Here is a 19220-nt window from a genome sequence, read left to right on the forward strand (position 1 = left end):
AACAATCAGTAAATCAGGGAGTTTATTGTTCCTTATTTCCTCCTTTTTTCTTCATTGTAATGAATTCTGGAAGCGTGGAGTCTTCAGTGGTTTTTTCGGTCTCAATAACCTCAATGGAATCTTCTTTGTCTTTTTTACCCTTAAATATGAGTTGCATGAGTTCTTTAAAGGTATCAAACTCCACATTATAGGATAAACCAACTCCCTGTGTAAAACCAATTTCTTCCCCAAAATTGCGTATTCTGTTTTCGCGATTAAATACGGTGGCTCTAAGAGAACCGTCAGCATTTAAGACCCAATCGATTCTAACGTCACCAGTGATGGTGGTCTGGCTAGCAGTTCCAAATGGTACACCAACCTTTCCATTTACTATAACTTTCTCTGATATATTGGTCTGGAAATTGACCCCTATTCTATTCTGAACATCAAAATCGACATTAGGGTTGTTTTGTGCTAATTCCAAGTCAAGACCCATTTGGAAATTACCGTCATCATCCCCAATAAAACTATTGATGATACCCGTTAACCTTTCAGATATAGTACCTGAAACATCAAAATTATCAGGACTTGCAAACCCTCCTGATATAATAAGCATTAAGCCTTGATTGTCTCGATCTTCCTTTGTGGAAAGTCTATATTCAAGCTCAGATTTTATAGTCGAATTTACAGATGGAAAATCGAAAACAAAGTTATAATCAGGTTTTGCAAGTGCGCCTGTAAGATCAATACCTAATTCAACCGGAATACTTCTGGCAATTGGACTCTCCAGAAGTACAGACGGATTCGCTTGAGTTTTATAAATAGCCCTAATATTTACTTCGGCATCAAGTGGATCTCCTTCCCAAACAATACTACTACCTCTGTCCACCACAAAGCGTTTTTCTACAACGGGTGGATATCTAAATAAGTACTCACCTTCAAAAACCGAAAAATCACCCCACATATTAAAGGTTCCATTTGTATTTATTGCTATAAGCAATCCTCCGGCTCCTTTACCCTTAATATAACTGCCCGTTTTTTCGTCCATAACCATGTCTATGAGCGCATTTTCATTGACATTTAAATTAAAATTTAACTGCAGTCCACCTACTTTTTGAATAGAACGTTTTACACCTCTTAATCGAGCCTTTTTTTCTTCGGGGCTCAAAAAGTTGACATATGAATTGTCACCAATACTTTCGGTATCCTTTAATGGAATGGTGAATACAGTACCTGGGGATGTAGTAGCCTCGACATCAATCACTAACCGCTCTGTAGGGCCATTTATTTCTGCTGTACCACTTACGAAAGCCGTCCCATAATACAGTTCATCGGATTCTTGAGTATCCAGAACCAATAAACGATCTGTTGAAAGATCAAGACCTAATCGCCAATCTCTGAAGTTGTTGTGAGAAATGAATCCATTTAAAAATCCTCTGGAAAAATACTTTGAATCGGTTAGGGCCACATTGTTAAAAATGAATCGTTGCTCTTCCAACGTAACTCTTGAGTCAAAATCGAAACTAAAGTCAACATTCAAATATGGAATCTTCAATCCAGCCCTATCCAATAATAATTCACCAGTAATATCTGGTCGTTCTAATGATCCAGATACTTTAGCATCACCTGACACCAAGCCTCTTATATTACTAATTACCCCTTCACCTAAGGGGCTTAAAGGATCCAGCATAAAATCCCTAAATGCTACATCTACATTTATTTTTGGATTTCTTACTCCTACTTCAAGAAAGCCCTCAGCATCTAATGTGTTTTGACCATTGTTGTTCAACTTAATATCAACATTGTACTTCGTCAACGAACTGTCCCCAACAACAAAGGCGTTCAAGTCTCCTAAGTTGTAATTGTTAAGATTCAACTCACTGATCTTTAAAGTAGATTTAGGTGCGTATATTCCATTTTCCTGAACCAGGTTAAGCACCCCGTCGACATCACCGTTTAGTTTCAGACTGTCCAATCTTGGGGTGATTTTCTCTAGCTCCACATTCTTAAAATCAACCGCCAAGTTTTTGGTGACCGAATCCTGAATTTTTCCTGAAAGAATAATTTCTTCCAGGCCCTGGTTAAAGCGAATCTCTGAAATTTCAAATTTGGAAAATGACTTGTCAAAAGTAATCTTGTTGTTTTGATCTCTATTGGAATTAATATACCAGTCAAATTCTTTGAATCTTACATCCGATTTCTTAAACCCAAAGACTGATTTTCCATCCTCTAGAATAGTGAAATATAAATTTAGATCGTAAATATCCTTGGCGTCATCACCTCCTTTGAAATCTGTTTTTACAAACAATGAATCACGTCTTGTAACATTTAATAAGTTGAACTCAGACAGTTTATAGCCAGCTACGTTGACAGAATCTGCTTCTACATAGGCATTATAAACAGGGTTAGCATTGTTTAATTCCAAACTCAAGTTATTGACATAATAGTCACCATAAGATAATTTTGGAGACGATAATTGCACTTGAAAACCTCTGTCATCAGTTTCTATCTGGCCCTTTATAAAGGTGTTAGCGGCGATTTTTAGATTCTTATCAATTACCTCAGCTATTTGATTGTAAATAGCAAATTCAAATTCTAAGTGTTGATTTGGAGTTACTTCATGTGGTCGGTAATTGGCATAGATTCTACCAAGGGCATTTTCTGTGAGTTTAAGAAGCTCTTTAATTTTAAACTGACCTCGCATCTCGCCTGAAATGATATCTGGAGAGTCCACGGTTATCCTTCGCTGATCATCTCTAAATTCTGATACGATTTCAAAATCATCAAATTCATAAATTTCAAAATCATTGATATAGGTAACATCTTTAACACTTATGTAACCGTCAAGATCTTCGTAACCTGATCCTAGGGCAGCCATATTAACCTTACCCTTAAACTCAGCAATACTATCCTTTGTTATAAAATTTAAAGCCTTTAAATCTGCATAAGTCACATCTGCTTTGAAATCGAATCGTCGAGTGGCCTCTGAAAAATCTGATAAGCCATTAAACTGCATTTTTAAATTAGGGTCATCGGCATTTAATTGACCGTTAAAAACATAGCTCCCAAGGTCCCCAAACAACACAAGATTAGTGTAGTTGTAATTATTATAACCCAGGGTATCAATCTTACCCTCTATATGGGTCTCAAGACTTTCAATTTTAAAGCCCTTCCCATCCAATTCGAGATTGGCTGTAATATTACCAACATTAGCATCATTGATCAGTTCACCTAAATTAAAAGAATTAAAAATTACATTACCTTCATAACTAGCTTCATCAATATTATTAACTTTCTCAATAATCAGTTGGGTCTCCATCACCCCAATGTCCGTAGAGATATCAAAATTAGCGTTGATATTCGGACCGTTGATTTTAGACTCACCTACCATTGTAAAATTCCCTAATTCAGCAAAGAAAGATGGAATAGAGCGTCCAAGTATATTAGGTAACAATCCTGTTAGATCTTTGTAATTAGACGTCAGATTCCTTAATTGCCCATCCATAGCAAACTTCCCATTTCTTGAATTGAACAAATTACGAAACTGGAGATCGCCATCAATTCTGGTATTACTCGAAGATGTGAGCTTCAGGTTTTTAGCCGTGAGATTATTCAGTGTTCCTTTCAAGTCAACTGAAAACTCAATACTTCTATTTGGGCCAAACTCATTGTAAAACTTATTAATATCGTTTAACTTGACCTTAGAATCCTTGAACTCTGCCTGCAGCTGTACCTTCTCTGTAAAGTCCTTAAGATCCTCACGCTTATACAGAAACTTTAAATCACCAGCAATTTCACTATCATCTGTTGATAGCTTCAAATTACCGAAGTTCATGTAGCTTAAGGTATATTCAAAATCTGCCATTAAATTTTTGAGTCTCACCCCTCTCCGGGTTAGTAAGGACAGTTTATTAATACGCGTGGTTACATTAGGGCCAGAGATAACAAAGTCGGTTACATTAGCATCAATTTCCCTGAGCACTAGCACATTGGTCCTTTCAAGATTTTCATCAATTATTAAAAAATCGCCACCCTCAATAGAAATGTCGCTCGAAGAAAATAAAAAGTCGCTCTTTTCCTTTCGCGGTTGATCATCGTCAAAACTATCTACAAAAAGGTCCAGGTTAGAATCTTCTTCCCCTTTGTAGGTTTTAAGATTAAATAAGAGGTTCTCAATATCAATATCACCAAAGTTGAGTTTGTTATTGAATATGTTATTCAAGCTAATAATAGATGTATTTAACTCTGATATCGCGATTAAGGTGTCCTGGTGATGATCTCTAATGAGTATTTCTTTAAGTTCAACATCACCATTAAACTGCATACCCACGCGTCCAATATTAATATCTGTATCAAAGTCTTTATTAATACGCTCAGTAGCATAACGTCCCAAACGGGTCTGTACCGCTGGTATGGAAAGAACAAGTACAAAGATGATGAACAGCAAGAGCAGCGTTGCAGCTATTTTACCTATTATTTTTACAATTTTTCTCCTGATGACGTAGGGCCTTAGAAAGTTCTATTTCTTATATCTTTGCACTGTTTATACGTGGTACAAGCTTTTTTGGACCATCGCAATCAAAAGTAACAATTATTGTGCCTTAATTCTTCATGGTTAACGAAAATATATACATACTCAGTATAGAGTCTTCATGTGACGACACTTCAGCTGCCGTACTTTGTAATGACCAGGTGTTGAGTAACATAGTTGCTAATCAGGAAATTCATCATGAATATGGTGGTGTCGTCCCAGAGTTGGCATCGCGCGCGCATCAACAAAATATTGTTCCAGTAGTGGAAATGGCGATTAAAAAATCAGGAGTTGCCAAAGAAGATCTAAATGCCATTGCTTTTACCCGTGGCCCTGGACTTATGGGTTCGCTATTGGTTGGCACCTCTTTTGCTAAATCCCTGGCGCTTGGTCTTAATATTCCATTAATTGATGTTAATCACATGCAAGCCCATGTTTTAGCACACTTTATAGATGAGGGTCAGAAAATGCCAGAATTCCCATTTCTAGCGATGACCATTTCTGGTGGGCATACGCAAATCATCAAAGTATCAGGCTACAATAAACTTGAAGTTCTTGGTGAAACTATTGATGATGCTGTTGGTGAAGCCTTTGATAAAAGCGGAAAGATATTGGGATTGGGTTACCCATCTGGACCCGAAATAGACAAGCGTGCGCATCTAGGAGATCCAAAGCGTTTTAAATTTAGTAAACCAAAAGTAGATGGTTTGAACTTTAGCTTTTCGGGATTAAAAACGGGTATTTTATATTTTGTACAAAAAGAAATGAAGGCCAACCCGAATTTTATTTCTGAAAACCTGAATGATATTTGTGCCTCTATTCAACATACTATTATTGAGATATTAATGGATAAGTTGAAAAAAGCGGTTAAAGAAACAGACATTAGTCAAGTAGCCATTGGTGGAGGTGTTTCAGCTAATTCCGGAATACGAGCAGCATTGGAACAGGCAGAACAAAATTGGGGCTGGAAAACCTTTATTCCGAAATTTGAGTACACCACAGATAATGCCGCCATGATTGGCATTGTAGGATACCTTAAATTTCTTGAGAAAGATTTTTCAAGTTCAGAAATAACGGCTGCTTCCAGACTCAAGATTTAATTATGCAGTTATTTTATAACGAAAATATAAGTAGTCATGACACCCTAATTTCTTTTGATAAAGAAGAAAGTCGTCATATTGTGAGAGTTCTACGTAAGAACATTGGTGACACATTGATAATTACAAATGGTAAAGGAAGTGTTTTTAGGTCTGAAATAATTTCAGTTGATCAAAGATCGGTTCAAGTGAAAATATTGGAAGAGCGTACTCAACCGCAACCAAGTTATCAGCTTCATATGGCTGTGGCGCCAACCAAAAACATTGATCGTTTTGAATGGTTTTTAGAGAAGGCAACTGAAATTGGAATAAGCCAAATCACCCCAATTATTTGTGAGAGAAGCGAACGAAAAGTTGTAAAATTAGAGCGACTTAGACGCATCATTCTAAATGCAGCCAAACAATCGTTAAAGTACCACTTGCCCAGACTTAATGAACCTGTAATGATTAATGATCTAATGACTGAAGCAAAAGAGACGTCTAAATACATTGCTCATTGCGAAGAGACAAGTAGACAATCGCTTTTTAAATCCGTAAGCGCAGGGGAAAATGCTATAGTTCTCATTGGCCCCGAGGGAGACTTCAGTGTTAAAGAAATTACAATGGCTTTGGAACAGGGCTTTATTCCGGTAACTTTGGGTGAATCGAGACTAAGAACAGAAACTGCAGCAGTTGCTGCGTGCCACACATTTGCTCTTTTAAATGAAAAATAAGATTTTCTTAATTATAATAGCCAGTGTGGTATTTGTTGGTCATGCTCAAGAGGTGGCCGTTATAAAATATAAAGGTGGTGGTGATTGGTACAGTAACCCAACAGCTTTACCCAATTTGGTTAAATATTGTAATGACAATATTGATACCAATATTAGCGAACAAATTGCTACCGTTGAGCCTGGTAGCACAGATATTTTCCAATATCCATTATTGCATATGACAGGACATGGCAATGTTTTTTTTAGTGAGGAAGAAGCAGAAAACCTGAGACTGTATTTACTTTCTGGAGGTTTTATTCATGTTGATGACAATTATGGGATGAAACCCTATATTACTTCTGAAATAAAAAAGGTATTCCCTAATAAAGAATTGGTCACCATACCTAAGGATCATCCAATTTTTTCAATGGCCTATAACTTTCCCAATGGTTTACCTAAAATTCACGAACATGATGGTAAAGCACCTGAAGCTCAAGGTATTTTTGATGAGGAACGATTGTTGGTACTTTTTACATTTGAGAGTGACTTAGGAGATGGCTGGGAAGACCAGGAAGTCCATAACGATCCTGAGGAGGTGAGACAAAAAGCGCTTCGCATGGGTGCCAATATTGTCAAATACGCCTTTGAGAACTAAGTGCATCTCATGCAACTGACACATTACAATTCAAAATTTCAACCTAGATCTTTTCCCATATGCCTTATTTGTGATGGTTTAACAAGCCCCTATAACATTGGTGGGATGTTTAGAATTGCAGATGCTTTTGGGATTGAGCAACTGTATTTTATTAATAGCAATCAGAATCTAGGGAATAAATATAAACGGACGTCGAGGTCTGCTGAAAAACATGTCTCATATGAATTGGCTAATAATTTTGAGTCCATCTACCATGATTTAAAATCAAAAGACTACCAATTTATAGTTCTTGAGATTACCGAACATAGTATGCCACTTAGTTCTAGTTACCTAGATTATAACAAACCCGTAGCTCTAATAATTGGTTCTGAGAATAGTGGCGTTTCTGATGGGATTCTAGAAAAAATCCCCAAGCATTTACATATTGAAATGTATGGTGTTAATTCTAGCATGAACGTAGTTCAATCCACAGCTATAGCCTTGTATGAACTAACCAATAGATTCAAATAAATAAAACAAGAATACTTTTAGGCTTTTGTTTATATTTAGCTCATGGATTCCAAAACCATTACTAAAGGCATACTTAATGCTGTCTATACGATTGCTGGAATTGTAGCCTTTGCTTATTTCTTATACCTTATTCAATCGGTCATTCTGTACATTTTAATGGCGGCAATTACCTCATTAACAGGAAGACCTATTGTTATTTTATTACGACGACATTTGAAATTTGGTAATGGCCTAGCGGTCATTACTACAATGATTTTGTTATTTGGTTTTTTATTGGGTGTCCTTGGTTTGTTTATCCCACTTATGATAGAACAAGGACAAAATTTGGCATTATTAGACATTACACGATTAGAGGGAAATGTTGAACGACTGTTTGATGAAGCCATTACTTACTTACAAATAGAAAATATTGATTTAGAGGGGTCTTTCAAAGATTTCCAGTTGTTTTCAAATGTTGATTTCTCGTATATCCCAGATTTCTTAAACACCTTATTTAGTGGTTTAGGTAGCTTTAGTGTTGGCTTGTTTTCTGTATTGTTTATTTCCTTTTTCTTTTTAATGGATGCCAATCTAGTTGAAAGTGTGATTGTTAGTATTGTGCCAATTGGTCAGGAGCGCAAAACAAGGCATTCCATAATGAAAATCAAGAATTTGCTTTCTCGCTATTTTGCCGGATTATTTATGCAAATTTCCATACTATTCGTTATTTACACAGTAACTCTGTTAATAGTGGGAATTCAGCATCCCATTGTTATTGCCTTTCTCTGTGCATTATTAAACCTTATCCCCTATGTAGGTCCCTTAATAAGTGCGGTATTAATGGCCATATTGACAATGTCTAGTAATATTGGGCAAAGTTTTAGTGAGGTGATTTTACCAAAAACATTGTATGTGATGGTTGGTTTTGGAATTGGTCAGTTTATTGATAATTTCTTCAGTCAACCTTTCATATTTTCAAGATCTGTGAACTCACACCCTCTCGAAATCTTTCTTGTTATTTTAATTGCAGGTATGTTAACTGGACCTATTGGAATGGTAGCCGCCATTCCATTCTACACAGCTGTAAAGGTGATTTTAAAAGAGTTTATGAGTGATAATAAATTTGTTCGAAAGCTCACAAAAAACCTATAATATCCTTGAAAACCGAAATTCTATCGGACGAAATTCAGAAGTTTATTGCAAAACATCTTAATGATGATCCCAATGACCTGGTTTTAAGGGGTATCCCTTTTGACAAGAGATTGCACCAATCCATCTTAGACCAAATTCGATCAAAACAAAAGGCCCAGTCTAAACTACCAGAATGGTTTACAACTGAAGGATTGTATTACCCACCATCACTGAATCTGGAACAAACCTCATCTGAAGTTACGGCCAGATATAAGGCCAGTTTAGTGTCGGGTGATACCTTAATTGACATTGCCGGGGGATTTGGAATCGACAGTCATTATTTCTCTAAACAAATTAAATCTGTTGCTCACTGTGAGTTGAATGAAGACCTCTTGGCCATGGCCAAACACAATGCTGAAGTCTTGGATTCTGATATTGAATTTTATGCTGGTGACAGCATTCAAATTCTTAAAGATCTAGACCAGCAATTTGACTGGATCTATTTGGACCCTTCCAGACGTTCCGATAATAAACGAAAGGTATTTCTACTGGCAGATTGCACCCCTAATGCCAAGACATTTAAAGGCTTGTTTTTAAAGTATGCCAGGAAGGTAATGATAAAAACCTCACCGCTATTAGACCTTAAAAAAACTCTTGAAGATCTCGAGTTCGTCAAAGCTATTCATATCGTGGCAGTCAATAATGAAGTGAAAGAATTGCTATGGATACTTGAACGAGATTACAATGGCTCAGTAGATGTTATCAGCCTTAACCTCACTAAAACCAAAGAGCAAGTATTTAAGTTTAATTTTGAAGAATTACAAGAGGCTTATCCTAAAACTGCCCAACCCCTAAGCTATTTATATGAACCTAATGCTGCAATTTTAAAATCAGGGGCCTTTAATTTATTATCAGATAAGTTCGAAGTCTCTAAGCTGCATGAGCATTCGCATATATACACCTCAGAATTCTTGTTAGAGTTTCCTGGACGGCGCTTTAAAATCGAGAATAACATTCCTTTCAACAAAAAGAAATTTTCAAAAGAAGGTATTAAAAAAGCGAATATTACCACACGAAATTTCCCCATGTCGGTCCATGATATTCGGAAGAAACTCAACATTAAGGACGGGGGAGATATTTACTTGTTTTTTACTACCCTAGAAGATGGTAAAAAGAGTATTCTTGTTTGTTCTAAAATATAAAAAACGCATTGTCTGTAAAGGCATAATGCACAGTATTTTTTTTACTATACCTTGAATTTAAACCAGTAAATCTGCTAAATGCTGGAAGTACCATTTCGTTGTTTGTTACAGCATAACAGGGTAGTTTAATTTTTTGCTTCCCCTTTCCCTTTACCAGCACACCTGGGTGGATATGACCTGATATTACAAAGGCATCCTTCTTATGATCCTGGGGATCATGTACAAATAGGAATGGGTCTAATTTTAAGTAATTAACTACCTCGAGATTAAACCTCGATATCCAACGATCCGAAAGACGATCGTGATTTCCTTTAATAAGTCTAAAGACTACGTCATTAAACTGATGGCGCCATTGGGCAAACTCAGCCATATTTTTATTCGCCTCTGCATGGAATAAATCACCAACGATCAAGACCTGCTCTACTTTAAAATGATGGATTAAACCTTGCAATTTTTGGAGATCCTCTTTAAAGATATCATCCGGAATGGGAATACCGTGTTTGCGAAAGTGTGCCGTTTTACCCACGTGTACATCGGAGAGTATAAGGGCTTTTAGTGCCGGCCAATATATAGCCCGTTGATTGGTAAGAACTAGTTCTTCCCCTTGCAGTTCTATAGTCTCTTTAACGATCTCCATCTGGTAATTTTAAGGCTTGTTCTTTAATACGACGGATGCGTTTATCCAGACTTTCGTTACTCATGGTACCACGCAGGCTATCTACTTTAAGTGGAAAGCTTAAGGGAGTAAAGGATTTGGCCTCCTTTAAAATGATCTTACTCTTGGCTATGCGTTCAAATGAAGCTCTTAAGCGCACCTCCTCCAATTGCTGATTAAAGACTTCAGTATAGGCTTGCTTTAAGAGCAAATTATCGGGCTCATAATCTTCAAGCACCCTAAAAATTAAACCTGATGACGACTGCAAGCTTTTACTGGTTTTTCGAGCACCTGGCTGAGATTGCACCACCAGACCAGCGATAACAGCGATATCACGAAATTTCCGCGATGCCATTTCAGAGGCATTAATACTGGCAATAACATCCTCCATTAAATGATCCTTACTCAATAAAGCTTGTATGTTAGACGTATCTACTGGTATGGGCTGATCACTTAGCAATTCAAAACCATAATCGTTCATGGCGATGGTAAACGTCAGGGGTTTAATTTTAGAAATGCGGTAGGCCATTAAAGCCGAAAATACCTCATGTACCAACCGACCCTCAAACGGATACATAAAGACATGGTAACCATCTTTAGTTTCTATTTTCTCAACCAAAAATTCATCGGCTTTTGGAATATGAGAAGTATTGTTTTGTCGGCTAACCAATGGGTTCAGGAATCGAAGCTCTTTTTCCAAACGACCCGGTTCAAGGGCATCTGACAGCTTCAGCCTTAGAAAATGACTCAGGTATGAGGTTAAGGGCAAACGTCCCCCTAACCAACTGGGAGAGACCGCTTTTTTAGCACGGCTTCGTCTAACCAAAACGGTCATGTCTTTTATAGTGACTAGCTCCAAAATTCTCCCGGCTAATACAAAGCTATCACCAGGTTTTAATTTGGAAATAAAGAACTCCTCAATCATTCCTATATAACCGCCTGAAAAGTATTTCACTTTTAAGTTAAGCTCACCAACTATGGCTCCAATATTCATTCGGTGCAACATACTTATACGCCGGCTCTTTACCTTGTATTTGCTATCCTCATCTTTTACCACCTTATGAAATTCATCATAAGAATTCAGGGTTTTGCCTCCAACCGTGATAAAATGTAAGCACCAATGCCACTCTTCTGCGGTCAGGTAACTAAAAGCATGGGTCTCTGTAACCTGTTGAAATACCCCCTTTTCTGTAAATCCTTCACCAGTGGCAAGTGTGACCATAAATTGCACCAGCACATCAAAGGTTAATACCATAGGGTCTCGGGATTCTACCACCTTATTCTTAATAGCCTCTTTAAGTGCTGCAACCTCCACTAATTCTAAAGAATGAGTTGGAATAAAATAGATCTTAGAACGCTCGAAAGGTGAATGACCTGAACGTCCTGCCCGCTGTATAAATCGGGCTACACCTTTTACGGATCCTATTTGTATGACACAATCTACAGGTTTAAAGTCTACACCTAAATCAAGGGACGAGGTGCAAACTACCGCCTTTAGATATCCATTGGCAATGTGATCCTCAATCCATTCGCGCAGAGATTTGTCAATTGATCCGTGATGAATAGCTAACAATCCCGCTAAATTTGGATCGGCATTCAAAAGCATTTGATACCATAATTCGGCCTGCCCTCTAGTATTAGTGAATATGAGGGTCGTTGTATTGCTTTCCAATATGGGCAGAATTTTATCCACCATTTTGGCACCTAAATGACCGGCCCAGGGCAAGACTTCGATCTCATTTGGTAAGACCGATACGATGTCTATCTTCTTTTTAAGATTGGCCTTTACCTGAGTTACTTTAAGATTAGGATATGGTAATAACACTTGTTTAGCTTCTTCCAGATTGCCTATGGTAGCCGTTATGCCCCAGATTTGTAGTTGTGGTGAATACCGTCGTAATTGACTCAAGGCCAATTCAGTTAACACCCCGCGTTTATTCCCTAAAAGCTCATGCCACTCGTCAATAGCCACACAGCGCAAGCCCTTAAAAAACCGAGAGTTCTTTTTCTGAGAAAAAAGCAAGTGCATGGTTTCTGGGGTGGTTAATAAAACGTCAGGCATTAAGCGTTCTTGTTGCCGCCTGATATTGGTCGGTGTATCACCATTACGCACCTGAACAGACCAATCTAATCCTATTTCGTCTGCAGCTTCTGCCATAGCCTTGGCTAAATCTTTAGCCAATGAACGTAATGGGCTTATCCACAAAAGCTTCATTCCTTTTGGATAATGCTCAGGATGGTTGAGGTAGTCTATGACAACGGCCAGGAATACTGAAAAGGTTTTTCCAAATCCCGTTGGTGCCACCACCATACCACTGTAGCCATTGGCATAGCGTTCCCAGGTGGTTGACTGAAACGGAAAGGGAGCATGTCCCTTAAGGGCCATCCATTCTTTAATCAATCGTAAACCATCGGATGCTTTAAAATTGCTCAAGGTGATGTAATTAGTTGCTTTACAGATTCTATAGTATCGATGTCTTCCACGGGTTTATCACGACGCCATCTAGCTATACGCGGAAAACGCAAGGCAACACCAGATTTATGACGCTTGCTAAAGGCAATACCCTCAAAGGCTATCTCAAACACTAATTCCGGTTTTACCGTACGTACTGGACCAAAACGTTCAATGGCATTTTTACCCACCCATTGCGAGATTTCAGTGATTTCCTTATCAGTTAATCCAGAATACGCTTTAGCCACGGTCACCAGACCATCGTCTTTTTTGACTGCAAAGGTATAGTCTGTGTATTTTGAACTTCGCCGTCCGCTACCCCGCTGAGCATAGATCATAACGGCATCAATAGTCATGGGGTCCACCTTCCATTTCCACCAATCGCCCTTCTTACGTCCCGAATGATAGCTCGAGTTTTTGTGCTTTAGCATCAGGCCTTCGCTATTAATCTGTCTTGAATTGGATCTTATTTCCGGAAGTTCATTCCAGGATTTAAAGGCAATTAGGTGCGATAATTTGATGTTATTAGGTAACGTATACCTGTTAAATAACGTCTCTAATTGATGGCGCCTTGATTGCATGGATTGCTCTCTTATATCGTCTCCGTCATCCTCAAGCATGTCATAGGCACAAAATCCAATGGGCACCTCTGCTAGCAACTTTTTAGTGACGTTTTTACGATTTAGTCGTTTTTGTAAATCATTGAATAATAACACATTATTATCTTTAATTGCAAGTATTTCTCCATCAATGACAAAATCATTTGAAAACCCAGAAAAGGCCTCCACCAATTCTGGAAACTGGCTGGTTACCAACTCTTCACCTCTGGACCAAATATGGATTTCGCCATTGCGTTTTACAATTTGCCCGCGGATACCGTCCCACTTCTGTTCGACGATCCAATCTTCAGGCTCACCTAATTCGTCCAATTCCTTATCCAGGGCATAAGCCAAACAAAATGGATAGAGTTTAGAGTTATCATAATTGATGTGCTGCCCTTTAATAAGAGCTTCAAAACTAAGATCATCAACAGACCATTTACCAATGATGCTGTGCATTAAACGGTTGGCATCAATTCCTGAATATTTGGCCAGGGCATTTACCAGAGTCTTCTTTGAGACCCCAATTCTAAAGCTACCTCCAATGAGCTTATTAAAAATGAGCCGTTCTTGTTGGTCCAGTCCTGCCCAAGCTTCTAATACAAAAGCCTTCTTGTCATCGTCTGATTTGGACTTTAAGGCTTTGAGTTCGGTCATCCATTCATGTAAACTAAGATCTAATTGCCCTGTTGGCTCAGGTAAGAGTAAAGCTAGTGTTTCTCCCAAATCCCCTACAGTACTGTAGCTCTCCAGAAAAAGCCATTCGGGTAAGCCCGTAATCTCCATGCACCATTCTTTCATCAGTGTAGTCTTTACAGGCCTGGGAGGGCGCTTACCAGTAAATATAGCTATGAGCCACAACTTGTCTTTATCGGGCGCCGTTTTAAAGTAATGCGCCAGCGCCTCAATTTTAGCGTTGGTCTTGTTAGTAATTTCAATGGCTGATATTAAGTTTGAAAAGGCTTTCATCGTTTAGGCATCAGCTGTTTTTGTTTCAGAATTAGCTAGTTCTTCTTCCCCGTATTCTGTTTTTAACTCATAGGCCTCGATGCTCATTTCATTGAGGTATCGTGAAAACGTGGCCTGCGAACCATGCGTAACGTAGACTTCTTCTGCTTCTGTGGCTTTAATGGCTGAGATTAAACCGTCCCAATCGGCATGATCGCTAACGGCAAAACCTGCATCTGCTGCCCGCCAGCGGCGATTACCACGAATTTGCATCCAACCCGAGCAAATGGCTGTTGCCGCATTAGGAATGCGCTTGAACATTCTTGAATCCAGCATAGCCGGTGGAACGATAATAAGTTTGCCTTCGACGTCTTTTTTATTGAAGTCGGCGGTGAGCAGTTGTGTCTTTGGGATCTTATAACCACTGGAAGCAATAGCCTCATTCAGATTATGAATAGAGCGGTGTACAAACACCTCATCAACTCCGTCAATTAAAGACATGATGCGCTGTGCCTTTCCCAAAGAGTAACCTACAAACACCGATGTGCGGTTTTGTGATTGGTTATAGCCGATCCAGTTGTGGAGTTCTTTCTGAATTGCGTCTTCAGATTTCCAACGGTAAATGGGTAATCCAAAGGTGCTTTCAGTAATAAAGCTATGGCATTTTACAGGTTCAAAAGGAGTTGTAATAAAATCGGGCTGTGTTTTATAGTCGCCAGAGAACACTTCAACCCTACCCTTGTATTCCAAGCGTATTTGAGCAGACCCTATGACATGGCCAGCTGGATGAAAGCTAACTGCTACCCCATTAATGGTTCTGGGCTTGTTATATGGCATGGTTTCAATGGAAAGGTCCTTACCCAAGCGCTGCTTTAGTATCGCCTTAGAATCGGTATGGCATAGGTAGTGCTTCATTCCCCATCGAGCATGATCGGCATGGCCATGTGATATAATGGCATGATCTACCTTAGACCAGGGGTCTAGATAAAATTTGCCTTGCTGGCAATACAATCCCTTTTTGGTTAGACGAAGAAGTTTCAAGTTGGAAAATAAAAAGTGAAGCTACAAAGAAGCTGTGAAAACTTCCCAAAGTTTTAGTTAAAACTCTATGGCCATAACTCATATAAAGCCCTGCTGAGAAATGACAACTTCATCCTGAAACAGGTCTAGCAATTGTACAATATCAATAGGAACAAAGGACGAAGAACGGTCCCGGTTAGCAATTACAGGACATTCAATAATACCGTCTTCTACAATGCGACTGTGCATTAAGTTCTGATCTGTAATTCTAATATCACCTTTATCAATCTTCTCATAAAATTGTTTTAGATCGATAACCGCGTATTTTAAAAAGCCAGAATTACTAGAAAGGTCATTTTTTTGGCCGTTGACAATACCATAAACAAAATATTGAGCCTTGAGTTTATAAAATTCCGATTGGTGATGGGTTTCTTCTTTGTGGTGATCACGCCGATAACGAATAGTAAAATCGGTATAGGTTTTATAGCGTGCTTCTCTAAAACGCTCCTGAACGGTAATGAGCTGATCCTCTTTTAAAAACACATAGTCAATACCATCGGATTTATCAATATGTAATCCGTATGAATCGTTAAAATTAACCTGCTTCCATCCCATAGGTTCATAAATTTTGGAACCAGCGATATGGGTATGCACATAATCGGTAAAAGCCTTGTCTGATTTAAATCTTGACATTGTTTAAAATTAAGGATTTAGAAGCAGATGGTATTTGATTCCAAACACTTAGGGGATTGGGGAGGCTAAAGAGTTAAAAAACAAAATAAAATAGTTGCGTTCTTAAATACTAAAAGCTACATTTGCATCCGCAAAATAAGCGACGTTCTTTTATAGAATTTAGGAGAGGTGCCAGAGTGGTAATGGAGCAGATTGCTAATCTGTCAGCGCGTAAGTGCTGCCCGGGTTCGAATCCCGGTCTCTCCGCATAATTTTCGGGGTGTAGCGTAGCCCGGTTATCGCGCCGCGTTTGGGACGCGGAGGTCGCAGGTTCGAATCCTGCCACCCCGACAAAATGAAGCTTAATAGATTTCGTAGAAAGTTTACTTTATAAAGAAATCTTGAAAGATTCATTAAATTGAAGTCTAGCTTCAATTTGCAGCAACACCTTATTCAGGATCAGCCCAGCTAATCCTTGAAACTTTGAGTAAAGAGAGGCTAGCCTTTCAACACTCGGTCCGGTCGCGTAGCTCAGCTGGATAGAGCATCTGCCTTCTAAGCAGACGGTCACAGGTTCGAATCCTGTCGCGATCACGAATAAATAGTTCGATAAGAAAAAACGCCAAGTTTACTTGAGCGTTTTTTTGTTTGGGCTATTTTCAAAGCGTAACGCTTTGGATCATGAAATAATCCTGTCGCGATCACAGATAAATAAGCCTAACAAGAAATTGTTAGGCTTTTCTGTTTTATAGGCGGAAATTGTAGTTTCATTCGTATGAAACAGAAAAGGTGTCATGCGAAAGGCATAGAGGATTATTTTCAAGATGGATTAGACAAGGAACTATAATCCTTCCCATCATAGGTAAATACGCATAATAATATCTTGTTAGGCATTAATTATTCTATCCACTTTTTAATTATCATTTATCGGTTATCTTTAAAAAATTCAACTCTTAATCCAAAAAGTGACCCAAGCTGTGGATAGTAATTCCTCCAACGACAACCAACCCCTGGTAAGCATTGTCATGGCAGTAAAGGACACAGCACCTTATTTACCGGATTGCCTGGACTCCATAATAGCTCAGACTTATACCAATTGGGAACTTATTGCCGTAAATGACCATTCTACCGATAAAACCCCAGAAATCTTAAATACTTATGCTGCAAAAGACGCTCGTATTCGTGTGTTTAATAGTGACCAGCCCAAGCTTATACCAACCCTTCAAGTAGGCTATCGTGAGGTAAAGGGTGCTTTGATCAACCGTATGGATTCAGACGATAAAATGCCGGAATACAAACTCGAGGTTATGGTAAACGAATGGCAGAAATATGGAAAAGGCCATGTTATCGCTGGGGGTACCCAACATTTTGTAGATGACGGTAATGTTGGTGATGGGTTTTTGAAATATGAAACTTGGTTGAATGAAGTGGCTAGAAGTAACACCCACTATCAGGAAATATACCGCGAATGTGTGATTCCTTCCCATTGTTGGTTACTGCATAAAGACGATTTTGACAAGGCCGGTGCCTTTGATCCCATCGTCTACCCCGAAGATTACGACCTCTGCTTTCGGTTTTACCAACTTGGGCTGAAAGTCATTGGCATTGATGTAATTCTACATTATTGGAGAGACCGCTCTAACCGCATATCGCGTACCTGGGACGAATACAAAGACAATCGTTATTTCGAACTTAAGCTTCAATACTTCTACAAACTGGATCGCGATAAAAAACGGCCTTTAGTTTTGTGGGGTGCAGGAAAAAACGGCAAGGATCTGGCCCAGGGCATCCTGAACTTTGAAAGGGATTTTTATTGGGTATGCGACAACCAACGGAAAATAGGCAAAGACATTTATGGCCTCCGTATGCATCATTTTGAGTTTGTAATGCAACTGAATCAACCTCAAATCATCATTGCTGTTTCGGCACCGGATGGTAAAAATGAGATCAAAAATCTACTGGATAGTTGGAATAAACAACCGGTAATGGATTATTGGTTTTTTTCTTGAGTTCTTATTTACAATGCCTAGACCTTTGAAACTTGAGTTTCATTTGATGCTTTTCATTCCAACACATTATTAAAGACATATTTTTTGTAATTTCCTGATCTAACAAAAAACCTATGACAAGAAAACTACTAACTGCACTGATAATCATTCTAGGCATAAACTCTTATGGACAATCCAGTTTAAATCTGGGTTCCGACGTCTGGCCTCCTTTCACCAATGAGGGTTCTGAACGAAGCATCGCCTTTGATATCGTAAAGGAAGGTCTGGCCAGAAACAGTGTTGGTATGCAAGCCCAGCTATTAGGATTTAAAGAGGTGCTCTCTGGTATTGAGGAAGGTAACTTTGACGGTTCAGCAGCACTTTGGAAAACAGAAGAGCGCGAGGAAATAATGATATTTTCTGAGCCGTATTTAGAGAACCGTTTGATTTTGGTTGGTCTTAAGGGAACTGAAGTCAATTACCAAAGTATTGAGGAGTTAAAGAATCAAAGATTAGGTGTGGTAGCCAATTATGCTTACGAAGCAGATCTTTTAAATGCAGATAATGTACAATTGGTGTATGGAAAAAGTGATCAGGACAATCTTGAGAAACTATTTGATAATAAGATCGATTTTATGTTGGTTGATGAGCTTCTTATTCAGTATTTGCTCAAGTACCAATACAATGATGTTCAGACTTATTTGAACATTGCAGAGCAAGCCTTCCAGACTCAGAAACTATACCTTGCGCTACGGAAAGATGTACCAAACGCCCAAAGCATTATAGATGGATTTAATACCTCAATTAAAGAAATGATGCTAGACGGAACCTATAACCGTATTTTGGACTTAGATATTTTACAGTTAGACGTTAACGGCGACGGTGTTGTGGAACTAATTTTTAATGGAAAAAACCTAAGTGAAGATGCCTCTGAAAAATCCTATAGCATTTTCTATTACGATCGGTCCGACAAGAAACGTACGCAATATTACATGAATGGAAAAAGCTATACGAGCATCAATCTTATGAAGAAAAATATTGGCGAGGTGGAATCCATTAGAGCAGACAATGCCAATTACGATTCAGGCTTGAAAATCAAGTTTTAAGAGT

General features: G+C 38.6%; 14 protein-coding genes and 3 tRNA genes. 11 read left to right on the top strand and 6 right to left on the bottom strand.

Annotated elements, in window-relative coordinates; translation table 11 throughout:
* Nucleotides 1-22 precede the first annotated feature (22 nt).
* Nucleotides 23-4426: a translocation/assembly module TamB domain-containing protein gene (locus DN064_RS06800; RefSeq protein WP_232827419.1), complete on the bottom strand. Its 4404-nt coding sequence runs from the start codon at nt 4424-4426 to the stop codon at nt 23-25.
* Nucleotides 4427-4590: 164 nt separating this feature from the next.
* Here DN064_RS06800 and tsaD point away from each other — a divergent pair, with 164 nt between their 5' ends.
* From tsaD to DN064_RS06830, 6 genes are read left to right on the top strand one after another with little or no spacing between them, the layout of a single operon-like run.
* Complete coding sequence (gene tsaD, locus DN064_RS06805) at nt 4591-5610, top strand: tRNA (adenosine(37)-N6)-threonylcarbamoyltransferase complex transferase subunit TsaD (protein WP_115461888.1); 1020 nt, start codon at nt 4591-4593, stop codon at nt 5608-5610.
* 2 nt (nt 5611-5612) lie between these two features.
* Entirely contained in the window at nt 5613-6320 is a 708-nt protein-coding gene (locus DN064_RS06810) for a 16S rRNA (uracil(1498)-N(3))-methyltransferase (protein ID WP_115461889.1), read from the top strand.
* Nucleotides 6310-6954, top strand: a complete 645-nt coding sequence (locus DN064_RS06815) for a DUF4159 domain-containing protein (protein WP_115461890.1) — start codon at nt 6310-6312, stop codon at nt 6952-6954. Before DN064_RS06810 ends, DN064_RS06815 begins: the two co-directional genes overlap by 11 nt.
* A 9-nt stretch (nt 6955-6963) precedes the next feature.
* Nucleotides 6964-7464 (top strand): TrmH family RNA methyltransferase, encoded by a 501-nt coding sequence (locus DN064_RS06820; protein ID WP_115461891.1) that lies wholly within the window; start codon nt 6964-6966, stop codon nt 7462-7464.
* A 42-nt stretch (nt 7465-7506) separates the two neighbouring features.
* Nucleotides 7507-8595 carry an AI-2E family transporter gene (locus tag DN064_RS06825; protein WP_115461892.1) on the top strand — a complete coding sequence of 363 codons (1089 nt, stop codon included), beginning with the start codon at nt 7507-7509 and terminating at the stop codon, nt 8593-8595.
* A gap of 5 nt (nt 8596-8600) precedes the next feature.
* Nucleotides 8601-9776 carry a THUMP-like domain-containing protein gene (locus DN064_RS06830; RefSeq protein WP_115461893.1) on the top strand — a complete coding sequence of 392 codons (1176 nt, stop codon included), beginning with the start codon at nt 8601-8603 and terminating at the stop codon, nt 9774-9776.
* Here the strand turns inward: DN064_RS06830 and pdeM are convergent.
* The 5 genes from pdeM to DN064_RS06855 all read right to left on the bottom strand — a co-directional run bounded on the left by pdeM (nt 9766) and on the right by DN064_RS06855 (nt 16143).
* Nucleotides 9766-10413 (bottom strand): ligase-associated DNA damage response endonuclease PdeM, encoded by a 648-nt coding sequence (gene pdeM / locus DN064_RS06835; protein ID WP_115461894.1) that lies wholly within the window; start codon nt 10411-10413, stop codon nt 9766-9768. The two genes, DN064_RS06830 and pdeM, sit on opposite strands and share 11 nt — an antisense overlap.
* A complete protein-coding gene (locus DN064_RS06840) occupies nt 10400-12817 on the bottom strand; it encodes a ligase-associated DNA damage response DEXH box helicase (RefSeq protein WP_115462066.1) in 2418 nt (805 codons plus the stop codon). The genes pdeM and DN064_RS06840 overlap by 14 nt, the downstream gene beginning before the upstream one ends.
* Before the next feature lie 44 nt (nt 12818-12861).
* On the bottom strand, nt 12862-14451 hold the full coding sequence (locus DN064_RS06845; protein WP_115461895.1) for an ATP-dependent DNA ligase: 1590 nt from the start codon (nt 14449-14451) through the stop codon (nt 12862-12864).
* A gap of 3 nt (nt 14452-14454) precedes the next feature.
* Complete coding sequence (locus tag DN064_RS06850; protein WP_115461896.1) at nt 14455-15471, bottom strand: ligase-associated DNA damage response exonuclease; 1017 nt, start codon at nt 15469-15471, stop codon at nt 14455-14457.
* 78 nt (nt 15472-15549) lie between these two features.
* Nucleotides 15550-16143: a hypothetical protein gene (locus DN064_RS06855; protein WP_115461897.1), complete on the bottom strand. Its 594-nt coding sequence runs from the start codon at nt 16141-16143 to the stop codon at nt 15550-15552.
* Nucleotides 16144-16305: 162 nt separating this feature from the next.
* On the opposite strand from DN064_RS06855, the gene DN064_RS06860 reads away from it, so the two are divergent.
* From DN064_RS06860 to DN064_RS06880, 5 genes are all read left to right on the top strand, one after another.
* A tRNA-Ser gene (locus DN064_RS06860) sits at nt 16306-16389 on the top strand.
* A 9-nt stretch (nt 16390-16398) separates the two neighbouring features.
* Nucleotides 16399-16473: transfer RNA gene (locus DN064_RS06865), tRNA-Pro, on the top strand.
* Between the two features lie 169 nt (nt 16474-16642).
* A tRNA-Arg gene (locus DN064_RS06870) sits at nt 16643-16716 on the top strand.
* A gap of 371 nt (nt 16717-17087) precedes the next feature.
* Nucleotides 17088-18131, top strand: coding sequence for a glycosyltransferase family 2 protein (locus DN064_RS06875; RefSeq protein WP_232827421.1), 1044 nt, complete (start codon nt 17088-17090; stop codon nt 18129-18131).
* A gap of 113 nt (nt 18132-18244) precedes the next feature.
* Complete coding sequence (locus DN064_RS06880) at nt 18245-19216, top strand: substrate-binding periplasmic protein (RefSeq protein ID WP_115461898.1); 972 nt, start codon at nt 18245-18247, stop codon at nt 19214-19216.
* The last annotated feature ends 4 nt before the right edge of the window (nt 19217-19220 follow it).

It is taken from the genome of Winogradskyella aurantiaca (assembly GCF_003362725.1).
Taxonomy (GTDB): Bacteria; Bacteroidota; Bacteroidia; order Flavobacteriales; family Flavobacteriaceae; genus Winogradskyella_A; species Winogradskyella_A aurantiaca.

Coding starts and splice junctions, on each gene's coding strand:
- DN064_RS06855 (WP_115461897.1), bottom strand. CDS start 16,143: ATGTCAAGATTTAAATCAGACAAGGCTTTTACCGATTATGTGCATACC.
- DN064_RS06825 (WP_115461892.1), top strand. CDS start 7,507: ATGGATTCCAAAACCATTACTAAAGGCATACTTAATGCTGTCTATACG.
- DN064_RS06840 (WP_115462066.1), bottom strand. CDS start 12,817: ATGGCCCTTAAGGGACATGCTCCCTTTCCGTTTCAGTCAACCACCTGG.
- DN064_RS06815 (WP_115461890.1), top strand. CDS start 6,310: ATGAAAAATAAGATTTTCTTAATTATAATAGCCAGTGTGGTATTTGTT.
- DN064_RS06880 (WP_115461898.1), top strand. CDS start 18,245: ATGACAAGAAAACTACTAACTGCACTGATAATCATTCTAGGCATAAAC.
- pdeM (WP_115461894.1), bottom strand. CDS start 10,413: ATGGAGATCGTTAAAGAGACTATAGAACTGCAAGGGGAAGAACTAGTT.
- DN064_RS06845 (WP_115461895.1), bottom strand. CDS start 14,451: ATGAAAGCCTTTTCAAACTTAATATCAGCCATTGAAATTACTAACAAG.
- tsaD (WP_115461888.1), top strand. CDS start 4,591: ATGGTTAACGAAAATATATACATACTCAGTATAGAGTCTTCATGTGAC.
- DN064_RS06820 (WP_115461891.1), top strand. CDS start 6,964: ATGCAACTGACACATTACAATTCAAAATTTCAACCTAGATCTTTTCCC.
- DN064_RS06810 (WP_115461889.1), top strand. CDS start 5,613: ATGCAGTTATTTTATAACGAAAATATAAGTAGTCATGACACCCTAATT.